Genomic DNA, 17,287 nt, shown 5'->3' on the forward strand with positions numbered 1-17,287 from the left:
GACTTAACCCCACGTAACGCATAGTAGTTGGACAAACTCACAAAGGAGTCGTGCACATGCGATTGGATAAATTGACCTCGCGCTTCACGCAGGCGCTGCAGGATGCGCAAGCGATAGCCGTCGGGCGCCAACATGCGTTCATCGAGCCGGTGCATCTGCTGTCAGCCATGCTCGACCAGAACGGCGGTAGTGCGGCGCCCTTGCTCAGCCAGGCCGGAGTGCAGATCCCGGTGCTAAAGCAGCGCCTCGGCGAAGCGCTAAACAAACTGCCGACTGTTAAAGGCGGCGGCGGTGCACCGAATATCGGCAATGAGTTGGCACGCCTGCTCGGCACGACCGATCAGCTCGGGCAGCAGGCCGGCGATGCCTTTGTGCCGAGCGAGTGGTTCCTGCTGGCTGCTCTCAAAGAGGCCGGTAGCGTCAGCCAACTGCTCAAAGCCGCAGGCGCCGATTTGGCGCGCCTGCAAAAAGCCATTGATACCATACGCGGAGGAGACACTGTGCAGTCCGAAAATGCCGAAGACCAGCGCCAGGCGCTGGAAAAATACACCGTTGACCTGACCGCACGCGCCGAGAACGGCAAGCTCGATCCGGTCATTGGCCGTGACGAAGAGATTCGCCGCACCATTCAGGTTCTACAGCGCCGCACCAAGAACAATCCCGTGCTCATCGGTGAGCCGGGCGTGGGTAAAACCGCAATTGTCGAAGGCCTGGCCCAACGCATCGTCAATCACGAGGTGCCCGAGTCCCTGCGCTCCAAACGCGTGCTGTCGCTCGACATGGGCGCACTGATAGCCGGTGCCAAATATCGCGGCGAGTTTGAAGAACGCCTCAAGGCCGTCCTGAACGATCTGGCCAAGAACGAAGGTCAAGTCATTCTGTTTATTGATGAGCTGCATACGATGGTCGGTGCCGGTAAGGCCGAGGGCGCCATGGATGCAGGCAATATGCTCAAGCCCGCACTGGCTCGCGGCGAGCTGCACTGCATCGGTGCGACCACGTTGAACGAATACCGCCAGTACGTCGAGAAAGATGCGGCGCTGGAACGGCGCTTCCAGAAAGTGCTGGTTGGCGAACCGAGTGTCGAGGACACCATTGCCATCCTGCGTGGATTAAAGCCCAAATATGCCTTGCACCACGGCGTAGAGATCACCGATCCGGCGATTGTCGCCGCGGCCACGCTGTCGCATCGGTACATCAGTGATCGGCAGTTGCCGGACAAGGCCATCGACCTGATGGACGAAGCCGCATCGCGCATTCGCATGGAGATTGATTCCAAGCCCGAGGAACTCGATCGCAAGGAACGGCGTCTGATTCAACTCAAGATTCAGCGTGAGGCGCTCAAGAAGGAAAAAGATGAGGCCTCGCAAAAGCGTCTGGCCGATCTGGATGCCGAGATCGATGAGCTGCAGCGCGCGTTCAACGATCTCGAAGAAATATGGAAAGCCGAGAAAGCGGCACTGCAGGGAGCGACTGCAATTCAGGAGCGCATCGAGCAGGCCAAGGTAGATCTCGAGGCGGCGCAGCGCAAGCAGGACTACACGCGCATGTCCGAGTTGCAGTACGGCACCATCCCGGAGCTGGAAAAACAGCTCGAGGCAGCCAATGCCATGGAAACCCAAGGATTCAAGCTGCTGCAGGACAAGGTCACGGACGAAGAGATCGCCGAAGTGGTTTCGCGCTGGACCGGCATTCCGGTCAGCAAGATGCTCGAAGGCGAACGCGACAAGTTACTGCGCATGGAAGAACACATCCATCAGCGTGTCGTGGGGCAGGAGGAAGCCATCCGCGTAGTGGCCGATGCGGTGCGTCGTTCGCGTGCCGGCTTGAGCGATCCCAATAAGCCCAGCGGCTCGTTCCTGTTCCTGGGTCCGACCGGTGTCGGTAAGACCGAGTTGAGCAAGGCACTGGCCGAATTCCTGTTCGACAGTCCCGATGCGATGGTGCGCATTGATATGTCGGAATTCATGGAAAAACATGCGGTCTCGCGACTGGTCGGTGCACCTCCGGGCTATGTCGGTTACGAAGAGGGCGGTTATCTCACCGAGGCCGTGCGTCGTCGTCCGTACAGTGTGATCCTGCTCGACGAGGTGGAGAAGGCGCATCCGGATGTCTTCAACATTCTGCTGCAGGTCTTGGACGATGGGCGTCTGACCGACGGTCAGGGTCGCACGGTGGACTTCCGCAACACCGTCATCATCATGACCTCGAACCTGGGCTCTCAACGCATCCAGCAAATCGCGCAGGACGGTGGTGATTACACGCAAATGAAGGACGCGGTGATGGAGGTCGTGCAAGGTCACTTCCGGCCGGAATTCATTAACCGACTGGATGATCTGGTCGTGTTCCATCCGCTGACACCGGAACAGATCCGTTCGATTGCGGCGATCCAGCTCAGCGGTCTGCGCAAGCGACTGGCTGATCGCGGCATCGGTCTGGAAATCTCCGAAGTGGCTCTCGACTTGCTCGGCTCTGCCGGTTTTGATCCGGTGTACGGCGCACGACCGCTCAAGCGTGCGATCCAGCAGCAGATCGAGAATCCGCTGGCGCAGAAGATTCTGGCAGGTGAATTTGCCTCCGGCGATACCGTGCAGATCGATGCCGTGATGGGGCAGTTGGCCTTCAAGTCCGCATAATGGTCGTATGACCATTGAACAGCTGACCTTTCTGGCCATTCTGGCCGGTGCCCTTTACCTCTTCGTCACGGAGAAGTTGCGGGTTGATGTGACGGCCATGATCACCTTGCTGGCCCTGGTCGTGACAGGCATCCTGGACAGCAAGCGGGCACTGAGTGGTTTTGCCAGTGAGCCGGCCATCATCGTGGCGTCGGTGTTTGTGATCAGTGCGGGCCTGGCGGCCACAGGGATCACCGAGAAGATCGGTGAGTGGGTGTCCAAGCTCGGCGGTAACGGCGAGTTGCAGAGTATCGCTGTGGTCATGCCGATTGTGTCGGCCATGGCGGCGTTTACGCATCACGTTATGGTCACTGCCATGATGGTGCCGATTCTCAGCAAGTTCGCGCGGCAGAAACGTCTGAGCGTATCCAGACTGCTGATGCCGATGTCGCTGGCGGCTTCGCTGGGTACGACGTTGACCCTGGTCAGTGCACCGGCCTTTCTGCTCGCCAACAACATGATTGAGCGCAGCGGCGCCAAATCGCTCGGCATTTTTTCCGTAACGCCGATCGGCATTGCGTTGGTACTGATGGCCACGGCCTACATGCTGCTGATGCGTTTTGTATTGCCCAAACACATGGGCGAGGCCGATGATGCGGATATGTTCCGGCTGGATCGCTATCGCAGTGAGCTGGTGATCGGGCCGCAGTCGCGATGGGCGACGCGGCCTCTGGCCGAGCTCAAAGTCGCGATGGGCAAGGACTTTGAAGTGGTCGGCTGGCTGCGCGATGATGTCCTGCGCGATGATCTGACCGATACCAGCCCATTGAGCCGCCACGACATTCTGATTGTGGATGCCAGTCCTGACCACATCGCATCACTGCAGGCCGATCGGGGCATTGATCTGAACGCGGTGGCGCGTTTTGGTCTGTTGGCCGGTGACGGTGAGGGCGAAGGCCAGCCGCAACTGGTCCAGGCCGTGGTGGCACCCGGCAGTGAGTTCATCGGCCGCAGCACGCGCGAACTGCAGTTCGCGCAGCGCAATGGGGTGGTGATCGCCGGACTGTGGCGGCGCGGGGCCCATCTGCGCGAACAGCGCTACGCTGAGGAACGTCTGCAGGAAGGCGACTTGCTGGTGCTGTGGGGCTATCCGTCCCGCCTGGCGGAGTTGGCCAGTCACCAGGGCATTCTGATGCTGGTTCCATTTGCGGGCGAGGCCAAGCGTCGCATCCTGTCACCGGTCGCGTTGGCGATCATGGGTGCCACCATATTTGCCGCCGCAACCGAATTGCTGGATCCGCCGTTGGCCTTCCTGCTGGGTGCCGTGGCCATGGTGGCCTCGCGCTGTGTCGGCATTAACGAGGCCTACCGCGAGATCGACGTGCGCATCTTTGTGATGATCGCGGGCGTGATCCCCTTGGGCATTGCCATGGAAGACACGGGCACGGCCAAACTGTTTGCCGATGGCCTGACGCATCTGGTGCAGGGCTGGCCGACGCTGACCATTCTGATGATGCTGTTTCTGATGGCCGGACTGCTTACGCAGATTCTGTCTGACGCCGCGACCACCGTGCTGCTAGGGCCGATCGCGCTATCGCTAGCGGCCAGTCTGGGTTTGCCGGTCACGCCCTTTGTGGTGGTAACGGCCTTGGGTGCGGTCGCTTCGTTCCTGACGCCTATCGGTCATCACGGCAACCTGCTGATCCTGCGGCCGGGCCATTACAAATTCCGCGACTTTCTGGTGATCGGACTGCCGCTCACGGTGATGATTGGCGCCGTCGCCTCGTGGATGGCACGCTGGTTGTGGTTAGAAGGCCCGTTCCTGCCTTCGTTCTGATGGACAGGGGTGCTCAGCCGGCGGTAAACGCCGGGTGGGCGGCAATCAGTGCCTCGAGCTTGACCTGATCGGCGGCGAACTTGCGGATGCCGTCGGACAGCTTTTCTACTGCCATCTGATCCTGATTGTGTTCCCAGCGGAACTCGGCCTCGGTCAGTGCGGCCGGTGCCGGTTGCACTGCGGACGGTGCCGTGAGATGCGATTGCACTGTCTCCGAGCTGTCTTGCAGATCGTTGAGCAGGTCCGGCGAGATGGTCAGACGATCGCAACCGGCCAAGGCGAGCACCTCGCCAATGTTGCGGAAGCTGGCGCCCATGACGATGGTGCGGTAGCCGTGCTGCTTGTAGAAATCCCAGATGCGATGCACCGACTGCACGCCCGGATCCTGCATGGCGTGGTTCGGTTTTTCCATGCCGTTGGCAAGGTGCCAGTCGAGAATGCGGCCGACGAACGGCGAGATCAGGAACACCCCGGCATCGGCACAGGCGCGGGCCTGTGCGAACGAGAACAGCAGCGTCAGGTTGGTCTGGATGCCTTCGTGCTCTAACTGTTCGGCGGCGCGAATGCCCTCCCAGGTGGCTGCGAGTTTGATCAGGATGCGGTCGCGGGAGACGCCATTGGCCTCGTACAGTTCGATCAGGCGGCGGGCCTTGAGCAGGCTGGCCTGGGTGTCAAAGCTCAGACGCGCGTCGACCTCGGTGGAGACGCGGCCCTTGACCAACTTGACGATCTCGCTACCCACAGCCACTGCAAGACGGTCGGACGCATCGAGTACGCGTTCCCGGTCGTTGCTACCCTGCGCCGAGGCGATGGCGGCCTGCACGGTGTCCGCAAGTTTGGGCAGGGTCACCGCCTTTAGCAGCAACGAGGGGTTGGTTGTTGCGTCTTGCGGTTGGAATTTGGCAATGGCCTCGATGTCGCCGGTGTCGGCAACGATGGTGGACAGTTGGCGGAGTTGGGAGAGTGCGCTAGTCATACGTTCATTTTAGTAGAGATCGTAGGGATCCACATCTAAAGACCATCGAACTTTTCTTGCGAGCGGTGCGCCATACACCGTGGGGATGACGCGTTGCAGGGCAAAGTGCAAGTCGGCGCGCGAGTCGGCTTGCAGCAGCAACTGCTCGCGCAGGTAGCCGGCGCGCTTGGGCATGGGGGCGGGCAGTGGGCCCATCACCATGACATTGGGATACGGCCCGAAGGCATTGGCCACACTTTGCAGAAACTCGCGAACGTCGGCAACGTGACGGCCTTCGGCGCGGATTAGAGCCAATGCGACAAAGGGCGGCCATGACGCTTTGCTGCGTTCGTCGAGCTCGGTTTGCGCGACGGCGTCGTAATCGGCAGCGAGCAGTCGCTGCAGAAGCAGGTGATCGGGATGATGGGTCTGGATCAGTACGACGCCGGGCTTGTCCGCGCGGCCGGCACGGCCGGCCACCTGGATCAGCTGCTGGGCCAGTCGTTCGCCGGCGCGAAAATCGGTGCTGAACAGGCCTTCGTCAGCGCCGACGACAACTACCAGCGTCAGGTTAGGCAGGTGGTGGCCCTTGGCCAGCATTTGCGTGCCGATCAACAGGCCGGCGCCGTCTCCGACCGAGGCCAGGCGCTGCTGCAGTCCGTCGCGGGTGCGGGTGCTGCCACGATCAATACGTACTACGGGTGCCAGGTCGGCGAATCGTTCGCTCAGGAATTCTTCGAGCCGTTCGGTGCCGATGCCTTGGGGATGCAACGCCAAGCCACCGCAGTCCGGGCAAGCTGGCGGTGCGGTACAGGATGCACCGCAGTGATGGCATTGCAGGCGACGGCCCTGCCGGTGCACGGTCATCGGCGCGTCGCACTGTTGGCACTGGGCACTCCAGCCGCAGTCGTGGCACAACAGCACGGGCGCATAACCGCGACGGTTGCGGAACACCAGCACCTGCTCGCCGCGTTCCAGATGGACTTGGATTGCCTTCAGTACGACGGGGCTGAGACCGGCCTCGAGCGGTACGCCGCGCATATCCACAATGTGCATCTGCGGATGGGTGGCGCCGCCGTGAGCCCGTTCGGTCAGGCGCAACAGGCCATAGCGTCCGGACTGTGCGTTGTGCAGCGATTCCAGCGAGGGCGTCGCACTGCCCAGCACGATGGGTCTGCCCACGCGGTGCCCACGTTGCACCAGAAAGTCACGGGCGTTATAGCGAATGCCGTCGAACTGTTTAAAGCTGCCGTCGTGTTCTTCGTCGACAATAAACAGGCCGGGATTGGGCAAGGGCAAAAAGGCGGCCGAGCGTGTGCCGACAATCACCCGGGCCAGACCGGCGCGGGCACGTAACCACACTTGCGCACGGTCCTTGTCACTCAGGCCCGAGTGATAGGCATCGACCGGAACCCCAAGGCGCTGTTCAAAGCGCTGCAAGGTCTGCGGGGTGAGGCCAATTTCGGGTACCAGGATTAAGGCCTGCCGTCCGGCGGCCAAGGTTTGCGCGATGAGGCGCAAGTAGACTTCGGTTTTGCCGCTGCCGGTCACACCTTCGAGTAGCCAGCCATGATAGGCGTCGGGGTCGGCCGCGATCGCGTGGACGGCATCGTGCTGCTGTTGGGTCAACTGCAGGCGATGTAGGGGGTGCTCCGGTTCGTCCCGCCAGCGGCGGCCGGCGGCATCGGCAAGTGCCAGGCGCTCGCTGATGGACACGGGCTCCAGACGCACTAGATCGCGGCGTAGCAGCTCGTTCACCACGGCGCCGGTATGGCGCTCGCGTGCTTCGGATTCGGGCAGTACGCCTTGCGTCAGCAGGGACTCCAGCGCGCTCTTGTACTTGCCGCCGCGCAGCGTGGCAGGGTCGCCGGTGGTGGTCAGCATGGCCACTGGTTCGAGCGTGGCGGGGTCGCCATCGCGCATGGGCTTGGGTAGGGCCTGCCAGACGGTCTCGCCCAGCGGGGAGACGGTGTAGCGGTGTAGCCAGACCAGGCTCTCCAGCAGCTCGCCGGGCAACAGCGGCGCCTCGGTGTCGAGTAAGGTGGCGGGCAGAACCTGCTCCACACCGGCCGGTCCGATTGCCGTGATCAGTCCGATGCGCTCGTGGCCACCGCGCCCAAACGGGACCCGCACCCGCTTGCCGATATCCGCCGGGCTGACCGACGTGCCGTCGGCTGGGCGATAGTCAAATTGGCCCCACAAAGGCACGTTGACGACGATCTTCCAGACCGTTTCGACGGGTGTTTCAGCTGGGGGCAGTTCCGTTGCGGGCATCGCCACAGTGTACGGGAGAGGGCCAACCTGACGAAACCTAAACGATTTGCCAACAACAATTGCACGCTGGGGTCATGAAGTGTGCGTAACTATTTGGTTTAGAAGAGATTTTCGGCTTATCCACAGTAATTGTGGATAACTCTGTGCATTCTCTCGGGTTTCGCTTCGGAATTCCCTTAATTTCGCCCGATCAGCGTGATTGGCTAAAAAATAGCCAACTAGGAAAAGAGTAGTAAAAACAATGCCTTAGCCGTGAAACATTGGCGGAATTGCGCCGGATATGAATCGACGAGTGGATTATTACGAATTGTTGCATGCTGTGAATAACCAAGCCGAGTTAACAAACAACTTTCGGTGCTGAAAAAACAGCTGGTTTTGAAATGTCAAGGTATATTCCGCCGGATTTCGTGACGATTTCTGAACCGCACAGGGCTAAAATGGTAGTCCTTGTTACGCACCTCGGGCCGGATCCCGCGCAACCATGACGGCAACCTCTGATTCCGGCACCAACCGCCGCCGCCTGCGTGGCGAAATGGGCACTACGACCCGCTTGGCCGCCCCGCTGATTGTCGGCCATGTGTCGACCGCCATGATCTCGTTTGTGGACTCCGTCATTGCCGGCCACCACCATACGGCCACTTTGGCGTCCGTGTCGGTCGCAACCGCCATGATGTGGTTTGCCATCATGTTGCCGCTGGGGGTCCTGATGTCCATCCCGCCAATGGTCAGTGAAATGGATGGCAGTGGTCAACGCTCCCGGGTCGGCCCGCTGTTCCGGCAGGCGCTGTGGTTGGCGATCGGTATCGCTACCGTTCTGTTTTTCTATCTGACCTTTGCGCCGGCGCTGCTAGGTGTGGTCGGTATGGATCCCTTGATCGTGCCCGGTGCCCGCGACTTTTTGCATGCCGTGCGTTGGGGCATGCCCGGGCTGTGCCTGTTCTTTTGCATGCGCTATCTGGCCGAAGGCCTGCACTGGACGCGTCCCACCATGTACTTGAGCCTGCTGGGTCTGGCGGTGCTGGCACCGGTCGGTTACGTACTGACGTTCGGGCTGCTGGGGCTGCCTTCGATGGGGGCCAAAGGCCTGGGCTACGCCAGTGCGCTGTCAATGTGGATTCAGGCGCTGGGCTTTTTGCTGGTGCTGCTGCGTTCGCAACGTCTGCACGAACTGCGGCTGTTCAAACAGTGGGATTGGCCGCAGTGGCCGGTAATTCGTCGCACGCTCGTCGTCGGACTGCCGATCGGCGTGATGGTTCTGATGGAAGGCGGGCTATTCACCACGACGGCCGTGCTGATGGGCAGGCTGGGGGCATTGCAGTCGTCGGCGCATCAGATTGCAATCAGCGTGGCGACCTTATGTTTCATGATTCCGCTGGGCGTCGCCGAAGCCACGACCGTGCGCGTCGGTCATGCCTTGGGTCGCAACGATTACGCGGCGATCCGGCGCGCGATGTATGCCGGTCTGGCCATCGTGCTGATGACACAACTGGTGTCCGCGTCAATCATGATCTTGGGCAATCATCAGTTGGCCTCGCTGTATTCCGAGGACACGGCGGTACTGACGCTGGCATCGAGCCTGCTGCTGTTTGCGGCCACGTTCCAGTTCCCCGATGGCGTGCAGGTGATTTCTGCAGCGACCTTGCGCGGCCTGCAGGACACAACAGTGCCGATGTGGATGGCCGTGTTCTCGTACTGGATGATCGGGATGCCGGTTGGGATCCTGCTGGGTTTCTATTACGGCATGGGTCCGAAAGGCATGTGGATCGGTCTGATTTGCGGCCTGACACTGGCAGCGATTTTGCTGAATACCCGCGCCCGCGCCACGATCCGCCGGCATCTTTCAACTGCGTCTTAAGGCCGGGTCCGTTACGATAGAGACAGTTCACTTAGAGTAGTCCCTGTGTCGGTATCTGCTGTTCCACCTACATCGCCGCGTCCATTCCGTGAGCGCCCGTTCGGCCGTTTTCTGCATCGCATGTGGCGCGGTCTCAATGCGATTCGTCGTCTGGTATTTGGCCTGATTGCGCTGTTCCTGTTGCTGCTGTTCCTGATGATCGTTTTCAGTCTAAGTGGCGGTGAGGTTCGACTGCAGGATCGCACCACGTTGGTGTTCAACCCGCAGGGCAAGGTGGTCGAACAGTTCACACAGGATCCCGCGCTCGCTTCGATCATGAGTCTGGGTGGCGATGAGGGTGAGATCCGCCTTCGTGATGTGCTGCAAGTGCTGCAAAAGGCCAAAACGGATTCGCGTATTGAGCGAGTGGTGCTGGATGTTGATCGTCTCGAACTGGCGGGTTGGGCCAGCACGCGCGAAGTGGCGGCGGCGATCCGCGAGTTGCGCGCTGCAGGCAAGCCTGTCGTGGCCTTTACCGAGGGTGGTGATCAGCAGCAGTATCTGCTCAACGCCACGGCCGAACGCATCGCCCTGGATCCCATGAACGGCCCGATGCTCGAAGGCATCGGTCGCTATCGGCAGTACTACCGCGAGCTGCTGCAGGACAAGCTCGGCATTGATATGCAGCTGTTCAAAGTCGGCACGTTCAAATCGGCCGCAGAACCCTATGTGCTCGATGAGTCGTCAGCCGCGGCCGAGCAGGCCGATCTGTTCTGGATGAACGATATCTGGTCGCGCTATCTGACCGAGGTTGCGCGCGATCGCAAAATTCCTGAAACGCAACTGCGCGATTCGATCAACAACGCCCGCGAAGGCATCGTCGCCGCGCAAGGCGATCTGGCCCGTTACGCACTGACCAACCGTTGGGTCGATGCACTGCAAACGCGCGAGGAGTTCAATGCCTCGATTGCCGCCAAGGCCATCAGGGACGAAGACAATACCGTCGGCTATCGCGCCATTGGCTACGATGATTATCTGCAACTGGCCCAGATCGAACCCGATCCCGACGCGTCACTGCTGAGTGAGAAGCGGGTGGGTATTGTGGTGGCCGAGGGGGACATCGTGGCGGGCGAACAGCCGCCCGGTGCCATCGGCGGCGAGTCCACGGCGGCGCTGCTGCGCGATGCCCGTAAAGACGAGGCCATCAAAGCTGTCGTGCTGCGGGTCAGTTCGCCGGGTGGCGAGGTGTTCCCGTCCGAACAGATCCGTCGCGAGGTCGCCGCCCTGCGCGCGGCAGGCAAACCGGTCGTCGTCTCAATGGGCGATGTGGCCGCTTCGGGCGGTTACTGGATCTCCATGAATGCCAATCGCATCTACGCCGATCCGTCGACCATTACCGGTTCGATCGGTATTTACGGCGTGATCCCTAATGTCGCCCGTGCGCTCGCCAAGATCGGTGTCCACACCGATGGCGTCGGCACCACCCCGGTCGCGGGCGCATTCGATCCGTCGCGTCCCTTGGATGCGGCCTCGGGCGCGGTGATCCAGTCGGTGATCGAAAAGGGCTATCGTGACTTCACCGGCCGCGTCGCCAAGGCGCGCGGGCAGACGCCGGCGGCCATTGATGCCGTGGCCCAGGGCCGCGTGTGGAGCGGCGCGCAAGCCAAGGAACGCGGTCTCGTCGATGCGTTCGGCAATTTGCGCGATGCCGTCGACCACGCCGCGGCACTTGCCAAGCTCGGCAAGCGCGGCCAGTATTCGACCCTCTGGATCGAGGAACGCCGTGAGCCGTTCTCCGGGCTGCTGAGCCGCTTGCCGCATGGCGTGCGCCTGGCCCTGGCCGGCAACGACTGGGCGCGCGATCTGCTGCGCCTGGCGGCACCGCAGGCCGAGGCCGAGTTGCGCTTCCTGCAACGCGTGAGCACCAACAACCGCGGCCGCCCTGTGACAGGCGTGGCGCACTGCTTCTGTTCTCCTTAACCGTGAATGCCCGGAGTCCCCATGACCGATGATCGCTGGCGCCTGGACGGCAAAACTGCACTGATCACCGGCGGTAGCGCCGGCATTGGCTTGGCCACCGCGCGTGAGTTGGCTTCTCTCGGTGCCACGGTGCTGATCAACGGCCGTGACGACGAAACACTGGATCGCGTGCGGCAGGAATTACTCGAGGAAATGCCTTCGGCCGACATTGATGTGTTTGCCGCTGACGTGTCGGTGGACAGCGAGCGGCACGATCTGATCGACTGGGTCGAGGATTTCGGTGACGGTCTGCATTTGCTGATCAACAATGCGGGCGGCAATCAAAGTCTGCCGGCGACCGAGTACACCGAGGATCAGTGGCGCGCGCTGTTCGAGCTCAACACGTTTTCGGCGTTCGAGATGTCGCGCCTGTGTTATCCCTTGCTGACGCGGCACGCGGCGACGGCCATCGTCAATGTCGGCAGTGTGTCCGGACTTACCCATGTGCGCACCGGCGTGGTGTACGGCATGACCAAGGCGGCACTGCACCAGATGACCCGCAATCTTGCAGTCGAATGGGCTGATGACGGTATTCGCGTCAACGCGGTTGCACCGTGGTACATCCGCACGCGTCGCACGCAGAGCAAGCTGGCCGATCCCGATTATCTCGATGATGTACTGTTGCGCACGCCCATGGGTCGCGTCGGTGAGCCCGAAGAGGTGGCTGCCGCGATCGCCTTCTTGTGCATGCCGGCCTCGTCGTATGTGACCGGCGAATGCATCGCGGTCGACGGCGGGTTCCTGCGCTACGGGTTCTAACGCAGGGTTCTAGCGCACAATCGCGCCGGACGCGGCATCGTGAATTTGAGACGGCGAGGTATAACCCAGAGTCTCGCCCTCGCAGATCGCATCCACGCCGGCCAGAATCTCAGCAGACACTTCGCGCAGGTGCAGGGGCGAGGGCTTGGTCGCCAGGTTCGCCGATGTGGATACGATGGCCTTGCCGAACTGTGAGCACATCGTGGCAACGGCAGGATGCGCGGTCACCCGCACCGCGACACTGTCGTGCCGTCCGCGGATCCACGTCGGGGTTGCCTGACGGCACGGCACGATCCAGGTATGAAAGCCGGGCCAGGTGCGCAGCGCCCGCGCGTGCTGCTCGACATCGAGTGACGACCAGTCCACCCAGGCATCGAGCTGCGCGGTGGCGCCGGCAATCAGGATCAGGCCCTTGGCCTCGTCACGCTGCTTGAGCGCCAGCAGACGTCGTACAGCCGCCTCGTTACTCGGGTCGCAACCCAGGCCCCAGACGCCCTCGGTCGGGTACAGCACCAAGCCGCCGCAGGCGATGATCGCCGCACACTGCGTCACCGAAGCGCGCGGCAGATTCGGCATCATTCGGCGGCTTTCTTAGCGGCCTTTTTCGCAACCTTTTTGGCGGCGGTTTTCTTTACCGCTTTTTTGGCTGCCTTTTTCGCCGCTGTTTTCTTTGCCGCTTTTTTTACCGCTGTTTTCTTGGCGGCAACGGTCTTGGTCGCTGCCTTCTTGGCCACTTTCTTGGCGGCCGTCTTTTTGGCGCCGCGGCCAAAACCACGTCGCGCCGGCTTGCCCGTCTCGGTCAGCCACGCCTGCGCCTGTTCCAGCGTCACGCTTGTCGGATCGACATCTTTGGGGATCTTGCCGTTGAGGGCACCATCGCTCAGGTACGGGCCAAAACGACCGTTGAGTACCTGAATTGCAGAGCCATCGAACTCTTTGATGATGCGATTACGGATGAAATCTTCCTTCTCATTGATCAGGACCAGAGCGCGGTCCAGTTCAATGGTGTAGGGGTCATCCTCTTTCTTGAGCGAAGCGTTGGTGTCGCCTTTCTTGACGTAGGCACCGAACGGACCCACCGCCGCAATCACCGATTGGCCATCGACCACGCCCAACTCGCGCGGCAGACCGAACAGTTCCAGCGCCTCGCTTGCCGTGATATTGAAAATACTCTGATGCGGACGGAGCGAAGCGAACTTGGGCTTCTCCTCGTCCTCGACCGTGCCGATCTGTGCGAAGGCGCCGTACTGACCGACGCGCGCGCTCAAGGGCTTGCCGGACTTGGGATCGGTGCCGAGCTCCACGATGCCGGGGAACTTGACCTCGCGGCCGTTGATCATCAGCGTGATCTCACGGATTTTCTCGCCGAATTCCTTCCAGAAGCCGGCCATGACATCGAGCCACTGCGCCTTGCCTTCGGCGATCTTGTCGAGCTCATCCTCCATGCCTGCCGTGAAGTTATAGTCCACGTAGCGGGTGAAGTACTCGGTCAGGAACATGGTCAGCACGCGGCCAAGATCCGTCGGACGGAAGCTCTTGTTGACCAGCGTCGTGTAGTCCTTGTACAGCAGCGTCGAAATGATCGATGCGTAGGTCGAAGGCCGACCGATGCCGTATTCCTCGAGCGCCTTGACCAGCGATGCTTCGGTAAAGCGCGGCGGTGGCTCGGTGAAATGCTGAGCGGTCACCACATCCTGCAGATCGACCGCATCACCGACCTTCAGCGCCGGCAACTTGCGGCCGTCATCGTCTTCATCGGCCTTGCGGGCGTCGCGACCTTCTTCGTACACATTCAGGAAGCCGGCGACCACCACGGTGGTGCCCGAGGCGCGGAACGCATGCTCGGTGCCTGCGGTGAGATCAATGGACACCGTGTTCATGGTGGCCGGAATCATTTGCGAGGCCACTGCGCGCTTCCAGACCAGCGAGTACAGCTTGCGCTCGTCATCCGACAGATACTGCGCAATCTGCTCAGGACGACGAAGAGCCGACGTCGGGCGGATCGCTTCGTGGGCCTCCTGGGCATTGCTGTTCTTGTTGCGGTAGAAATTCGGCTTGTCCGGCAGGTTCTCGATGCCGTAGTCGCGGGCGATCACATCGCGCAGTTGCGATAGCGCCTCGCCCGACAGGGACACCGAGTCGGTACGCATGTAGCTGATCAGACCGACGGTGCCTTCCTCGCCGATACGGATGCCTTCGTACAGTTTCTGCGCGACCTGCATGGTCTTGCGGGTAGGGAAGCCGAGCTTGCGGCCGGCCTCCTGCTGCAGGGTCGAAGTGGTGAACGGCGGGGCCGCACGACGCTTGCGCTCCTTGCTGCTGACATCGGTGACGCGCAGACGGCCATCGGCAGCCTGCAGGATGCGATCGCGGGCCGCATGAGCGCCCTTGCTATCGGTCAGACTGAACTGCTCTGCCTTGTTGCCGTCGAGACGGATTAGGCGGGCGGTGAAATCCTGGCTAGGATGACGGCACTGCGCCTCCATGCTCCAGTATTCCTGCGACACGAAGGCCTCGATCTCCGCCTCGCGCTCAACAATCAGACGCAGGGCCGGCGATTGCACCCGGCCGGCGGACTTGGCGCCGCGCACATATCGCCACAGCAGCGGCGAGATTTTGAAGCCGACCAGATAGTCCAGGGCACGGCGCGCTTTGTAGGCATCAACGAGCCATTCGGAGATGTCGCGCGGGTTGGCGACGGCATCCAGTACGGCGGACTTGGTGACCTCGGTAAAGACGACACGTTTGACGTTGCGACCCTTGAGCAGACCCTTTTTGCCCATGATCTCGGACAGATGCCATGAGATGGCCTCACCCTCGCGATCTGGGTCGGTGGCGAGATAGATGTTGTCGGCGGTCTTGGCTGCCCTGAAAATCTGGTCGAGGTGTTTGGCACTCTTGTCATTCAGTTGCCACTGAATCTCAAAGTGCTTGTCAGGATCGACGGAGCCGTCTTTGGGTACCACGTCGCGGACGTGACCGTACGAGGCCAATACCTCGAAGTCCTTGCCCAGGTACTTATTAATGGTCTTCGCCTTGGCGGGCGATTCGACAATCAGCAGGTTAGTTGCCATTGATTCCTCGGATCGGCGAACCGCGGGTTAGCTCGGTCCGTCCAGACACCAACGCCCACCGTAGGGGGTGGGCGTCACTCTTATATATTTATTGTTGAAGCAGACCCGCCGCCTCTGTCAAGGGGGTGGGGGGATTTGTTCAGCCTAGTGTAGCCATTCCGGATCGTCCGCGAACATCTGAGTTTCCATCCAGGCGTAAGCGGCTTCGCTACCGGGCTGGTTGAACAGTACCATCAGTACGACCCATTTCAGATCGTCAAGTTCCAACGGGTCCTGGTCCAGGGCCATGGCGCGGTCCACGACGACCTCGCGCTGGGCTGCGTTCAGTACCCCTGTGCGTTCCAGCCGCATCAGGAAATTCAGGCATTCGATATCGAACTTTTCCAGTTCCGGGCCATGGTACACACGGGTCGGGCCGGCCACAACGGGCTCGACGACGGCATCGGCGGGGCGTTGGCGATCCAGGCCATCGAGCCAGTCGAAGGCTTTCTTGATCTCCTGCGGGGAAAAGCCGGCGCGACCGAGATCTTCGACCAGAGGGCCGGCAATCAGCTGATTGCGATCGCGGACCGGGTCGGAATCCGAGCTCAGGTAGTGCTCGAACAGATACAACAGTACGTCTAAAATGCTTTCCTTCATGTTCCTCTCCGGGCACGCTGGGGGGCTGTGGGGTGGAGTGACAACCGATAACGACCGTTGTTGCGAATGACCTGTCCCAGCGTCACCAGTTCCATCAACATGACAGACAGTTTGGCCGTGGTCAATCCCGTCATGGACGACAGTGTACCCATATCCCTAGGGGTTTCGCCCAATGCGCCCCACAAGCTGTAGTAGTCGGGGCCGACCAGCGGCTTTTCAAGTGGGAACCGGAAAGGCGCCGGTGCGAGACGCTCTACCAGTTTCGTATGGGTTTCGTACAAATCGCTTAGGGCGCCTTGCACGATAAAGTTCAGGTCGGGCAGCAGTTCCTCGGCGGACTGGACCAGAATGGCACCGCCGCGGAGCAGGGCGTGGTTGCCGCGGTACAGGGGGTTGTGGATGTTGCCCGGCACTGTAAACACGTCGCGCCCCAGATTGGCGGCCGCCTCGGCCGTAATGACCGTGCCCGAGCCTATGGCCGACTCCATCACCAGCGTGGCCAGGCTCAGGCCCGCAATGATGCGGTTGCGGGCCGGGAAGTGCTCACGGCGCGGCGGAGAGCCCGGCCACTGCTCGGTGACGACGGCGCCCGCGGCCGCGATCTGCTCCTGCAGGGCCCTATGAGCCAAGGGATAGGCCACGTCCGGGCCGGTGCCGACCACGGCGATGGTGGTGGCCTCGCAATCCAGCGCCTCACGATGGGCCACCGAGTCGATGCCGGCGGCCAGCCCGGAGACAATGCCTAGGCCGGTGGTGGTCAGTGCGCGTACGAAATCGCGGGTGTTGGCAATGCCATCGACCGACGGATTGCGCGAGCCGATCACCGCCAGCGACGGCTGCTGCAGCAGGAGCGGTTCGCCATCGACAAATAGGCCCAGCGGGCCGTTGGCGCGCTTTAGCAGGGGCGGGTAGCAAGGGTCCCTGCAGGTGATCAGGTGGTGGTTAGGGTGCTCGAGCCAGCGCAGGGCCCCCGCCAGCGATTCCATGAATTCGGGGGTGTTGGTCAGGGCCCCATGCGGATCCGTAAACTTGCCGGGGGTGGCCGCTAGCAGCCGCGCCAGATCGGGTGGCTCCGTCGTGTCCATTAAATGGGCTTGCCGATAGGAATACGCCCCGCGCAGTCTGAGAATGCGCAGTACGGTCTCTGCATGGTCGGGTTTCGGCACGATGGGCTCGCAGTCGGTTGCCAATGAAAGGGGCCACCTTGTCATGGGCTGGTGGGCTCGCGCGGCCAAGTCCGACCTCACGCCGACGAACGGGCGCACCGAGGTGACGGGCGTT

11 protein-coding genes are annotated in these 17,287 nt (G+C 61.5%); 5 read left to right on the forward strand and 6 right to left on the reverse strand.

Features of this window, described 5'->3' with window-relative positions; translation table 11 throughout:
- Positions 1–56 precede the first annotated feature (56 nt).
- Both clpB and V3390_RS04180 read left to right on the forward strand, forming a co-directional pair.
- Positions 57–2,636: an ATP-dependent chaperone ClpB gene (gene clpB / locus V3390_RS04175; RefSeq protein ID WP_331703475.1), complete on the forward strand. Its 2,580-nt coding sequence runs from the start codon at positions 57–59 to the stop codon at positions 2,634–2,636.
- Between the two features lie 7 nt (positions 2,637–2,643).
- Positions 2,644–4,452 (forward strand): SLC13 family permease, encoded by a 1,809-nt coding sequence (locus V3390_RS04180; protein WP_331703476.1) that lies wholly within the window; start codon positions 2,644–2,646, stop codon positions 4,450–4,452.
- A 13-nt stretch (positions 4,453–4,465) separates the two neighbouring features.
- On the opposite strand, the gene tal is transcribed toward V3390_RS04180, so the two are convergent.
- Both tal and V3390_RS04190 read right to left on the reverse strand, forming a co-directional pair.
- On the reverse strand, positions 4,466–5,428 hold the full coding sequence (gene tal, locus V3390_RS04185; protein WP_331689113.1) for a transaldolase: 963 nt from the start codon (positions 5,426–5,428) through the stop codon (positions 4,466–4,468).
- Between the two features lie 9 nt (positions 5,429–5,437).
- Positions 5,438–7,681, reverse strand: coding sequence for a primosomal protein N' (locus V3390_RS04190; protein WP_331703477.1), 2,244 nt, complete (start codon positions 7,679–7,681; stop codon positions 5,438–5,440).
- A 481-nt stretch (positions 7,682–8,162) separates the two neighbouring features.
- On the opposite strand from V3390_RS04190, the gene V3390_RS04195 reads away from it, so the two are divergent.
- The 3 genes from V3390_RS04195 to V3390_RS04205 all read left to right on the forward strand — a co-directional run bounded on the left by V3390_RS04195 (position 8,163) and on the right by V3390_RS04205 (position 12,293).
- Entirely contained in the window at positions 8,163–9,536 is a 1,374-nt protein-coding gene (locus V3390_RS04195) for an MATE family efflux transporter (protein ID WP_331703479.1), read from the forward strand.
- 120 nt (positions 9,537–9,656) lie between these two features.
- Positions 9,657–11,495 (forward strand): signal peptide peptidase SppA, encoded by a 1,839-nt coding sequence (gene sppA, locus V3390_RS04200; protein ID WP_331703642.1) that lies wholly within the window; start codon positions 9,657–9,659, stop codon positions 11,493–11,495.
- A gap of 21 nt (positions 11,496–11,516) precedes the next feature.
- A complete protein-coding gene (locus tag V3390_RS04205; protein ID WP_331689116.1) occupies positions 11,517–12,293 on the forward strand; it encodes an SDR family oxidoreductase in 777 nt (258 codons plus the stop codon).
- A gap of 9 nt (positions 12,294–12,302) precedes the next feature.
- Here the strand turns inward: V3390_RS04205 and tsaC are convergent, their stop codons facing one another.
- The 4 genes from tsaC to dprA form a co-directional block, all read right to left on the reverse strand.
- Complete coding sequence (gene tsaC / locus V3390_RS04210) at positions 12,303–12,872, reverse strand: L-threonylcarbamoyladenylate synthase type 1 TsaC (protein WP_331703480.1); 570 nt, start codon at positions 12,870–12,872, stop codon at positions 12,303–12,305.
- On the reverse strand, positions 12,869–15,367 hold the full coding sequence (locus V3390_RS04215; RefSeq protein ID WP_331703481.1) for a DNA topoisomerase I: 2,499 nt from the start codon (positions 15,365–15,367) through the stop codon (positions 12,869–12,871). Before V3390_RS04215 ends, tsaC begins: the two co-directional genes overlap by 4 nt.
- 144 nt (positions 15,368–15,511) lie before the next feature.
- Positions 15,512–16,006, reverse strand: a complete 495-nt coding sequence (locus V3390_RS04220; protein WP_331689119.1) for a DUF494 family protein — start codon at positions 16,004–16,006, stop codon at positions 15,512–15,514.
- Entirely contained in the window at positions 16,003–17,196 is a 1,194-nt protein-coding gene (gene dprA / locus V3390_RS04225; RefSeq protein ID WP_331703482.1) for a DNA-processing protein DprA, read from the reverse strand. Before dprA ends, V3390_RS04220 begins: the two co-directional genes overlap by 4 nt.
- Between the last annotated feature and the right edge of the window lie 91 nt (positions 17,197–17,287).

It is taken from the genome of Aquilutibacter rugosus (assembly GCF_036541335.1).
Classification (GTDB): domain Bacteria; phylum Pseudomonadota; class Gammaproteobacteria; order Xanthomonadales; family Xanthomonadaceae; genus Aquilutibacter; species Aquilutibacter rugosus.

Bases quoted from the DNA above. Each gene is read 5' to 3' on its own strand.
- V3390_RS04180 (WP_331703476.1), top strand. From the start codon at position 2,644: ATGACCATTGAACAGCTGACCTTTCTGGCCATTCTGGCCGGTGCCCTT.
- tsaC (WP_331703480.1), bottom strand. From the start codon at position 12,872: ATGATGCCGAATCTGCCGCGCGCTTCGGTGACGCAGTGTGCGGCGATC.
- V3390_RS04205 (WP_331689116.1), top strand. From the start codon at position 11,517: ATGACCGATGATCGCTGGCGCCTGGACGGCAAAACTGCACTGATCACC.
- V3390_RS04190 (WP_331703477.1), bottom strand. From the start codon at position 7,681: ATGCCCGCAACGGAACTGCCCCCAGCTGAAACACCCGTCGAAACGGTC.
- V3390_RS04220 (WP_331689119.1), bottom strand. From the start codon at position 16,006: ATGAAGGAAAGCATTTTAGACGTACTGTTGTATCTGTTCGAGCACTAC.
- V3390_RS04195 (WP_331703479.1), top strand. From the start codon at position 8,163: ATGACGGCAACCTCTGATTCCGGCACCAACCGCCGCCGCCTGCGTGGC.
- V3390_RS04215 (WP_331703481.1), bottom strand. From the start codon at position 15,367: ATGGCAACTAACCTGCTGATTGTCGAATCGCCCGCCAAGGCGAAGACC.
- clpB (WP_331703475.1), top strand. From the start codon at position 57: ATGCGATTGGATAAATTGACCTCGCGCTTCACGCAGGCGCTGCAGGAT.
- sppA (WP_331703642.1), top strand. From the start codon at position 9,657: ATGTGGCGCGGTCTCAATGCGATTCGTCGTCTGGTATTTGGCCTGATT.
- tal (WP_331689113.1), bottom strand. From the start codon at position 5,428: ATGACTAGCGCACTCTCCCAACTCCGCCAACTGTCCACCATCGTTGCC.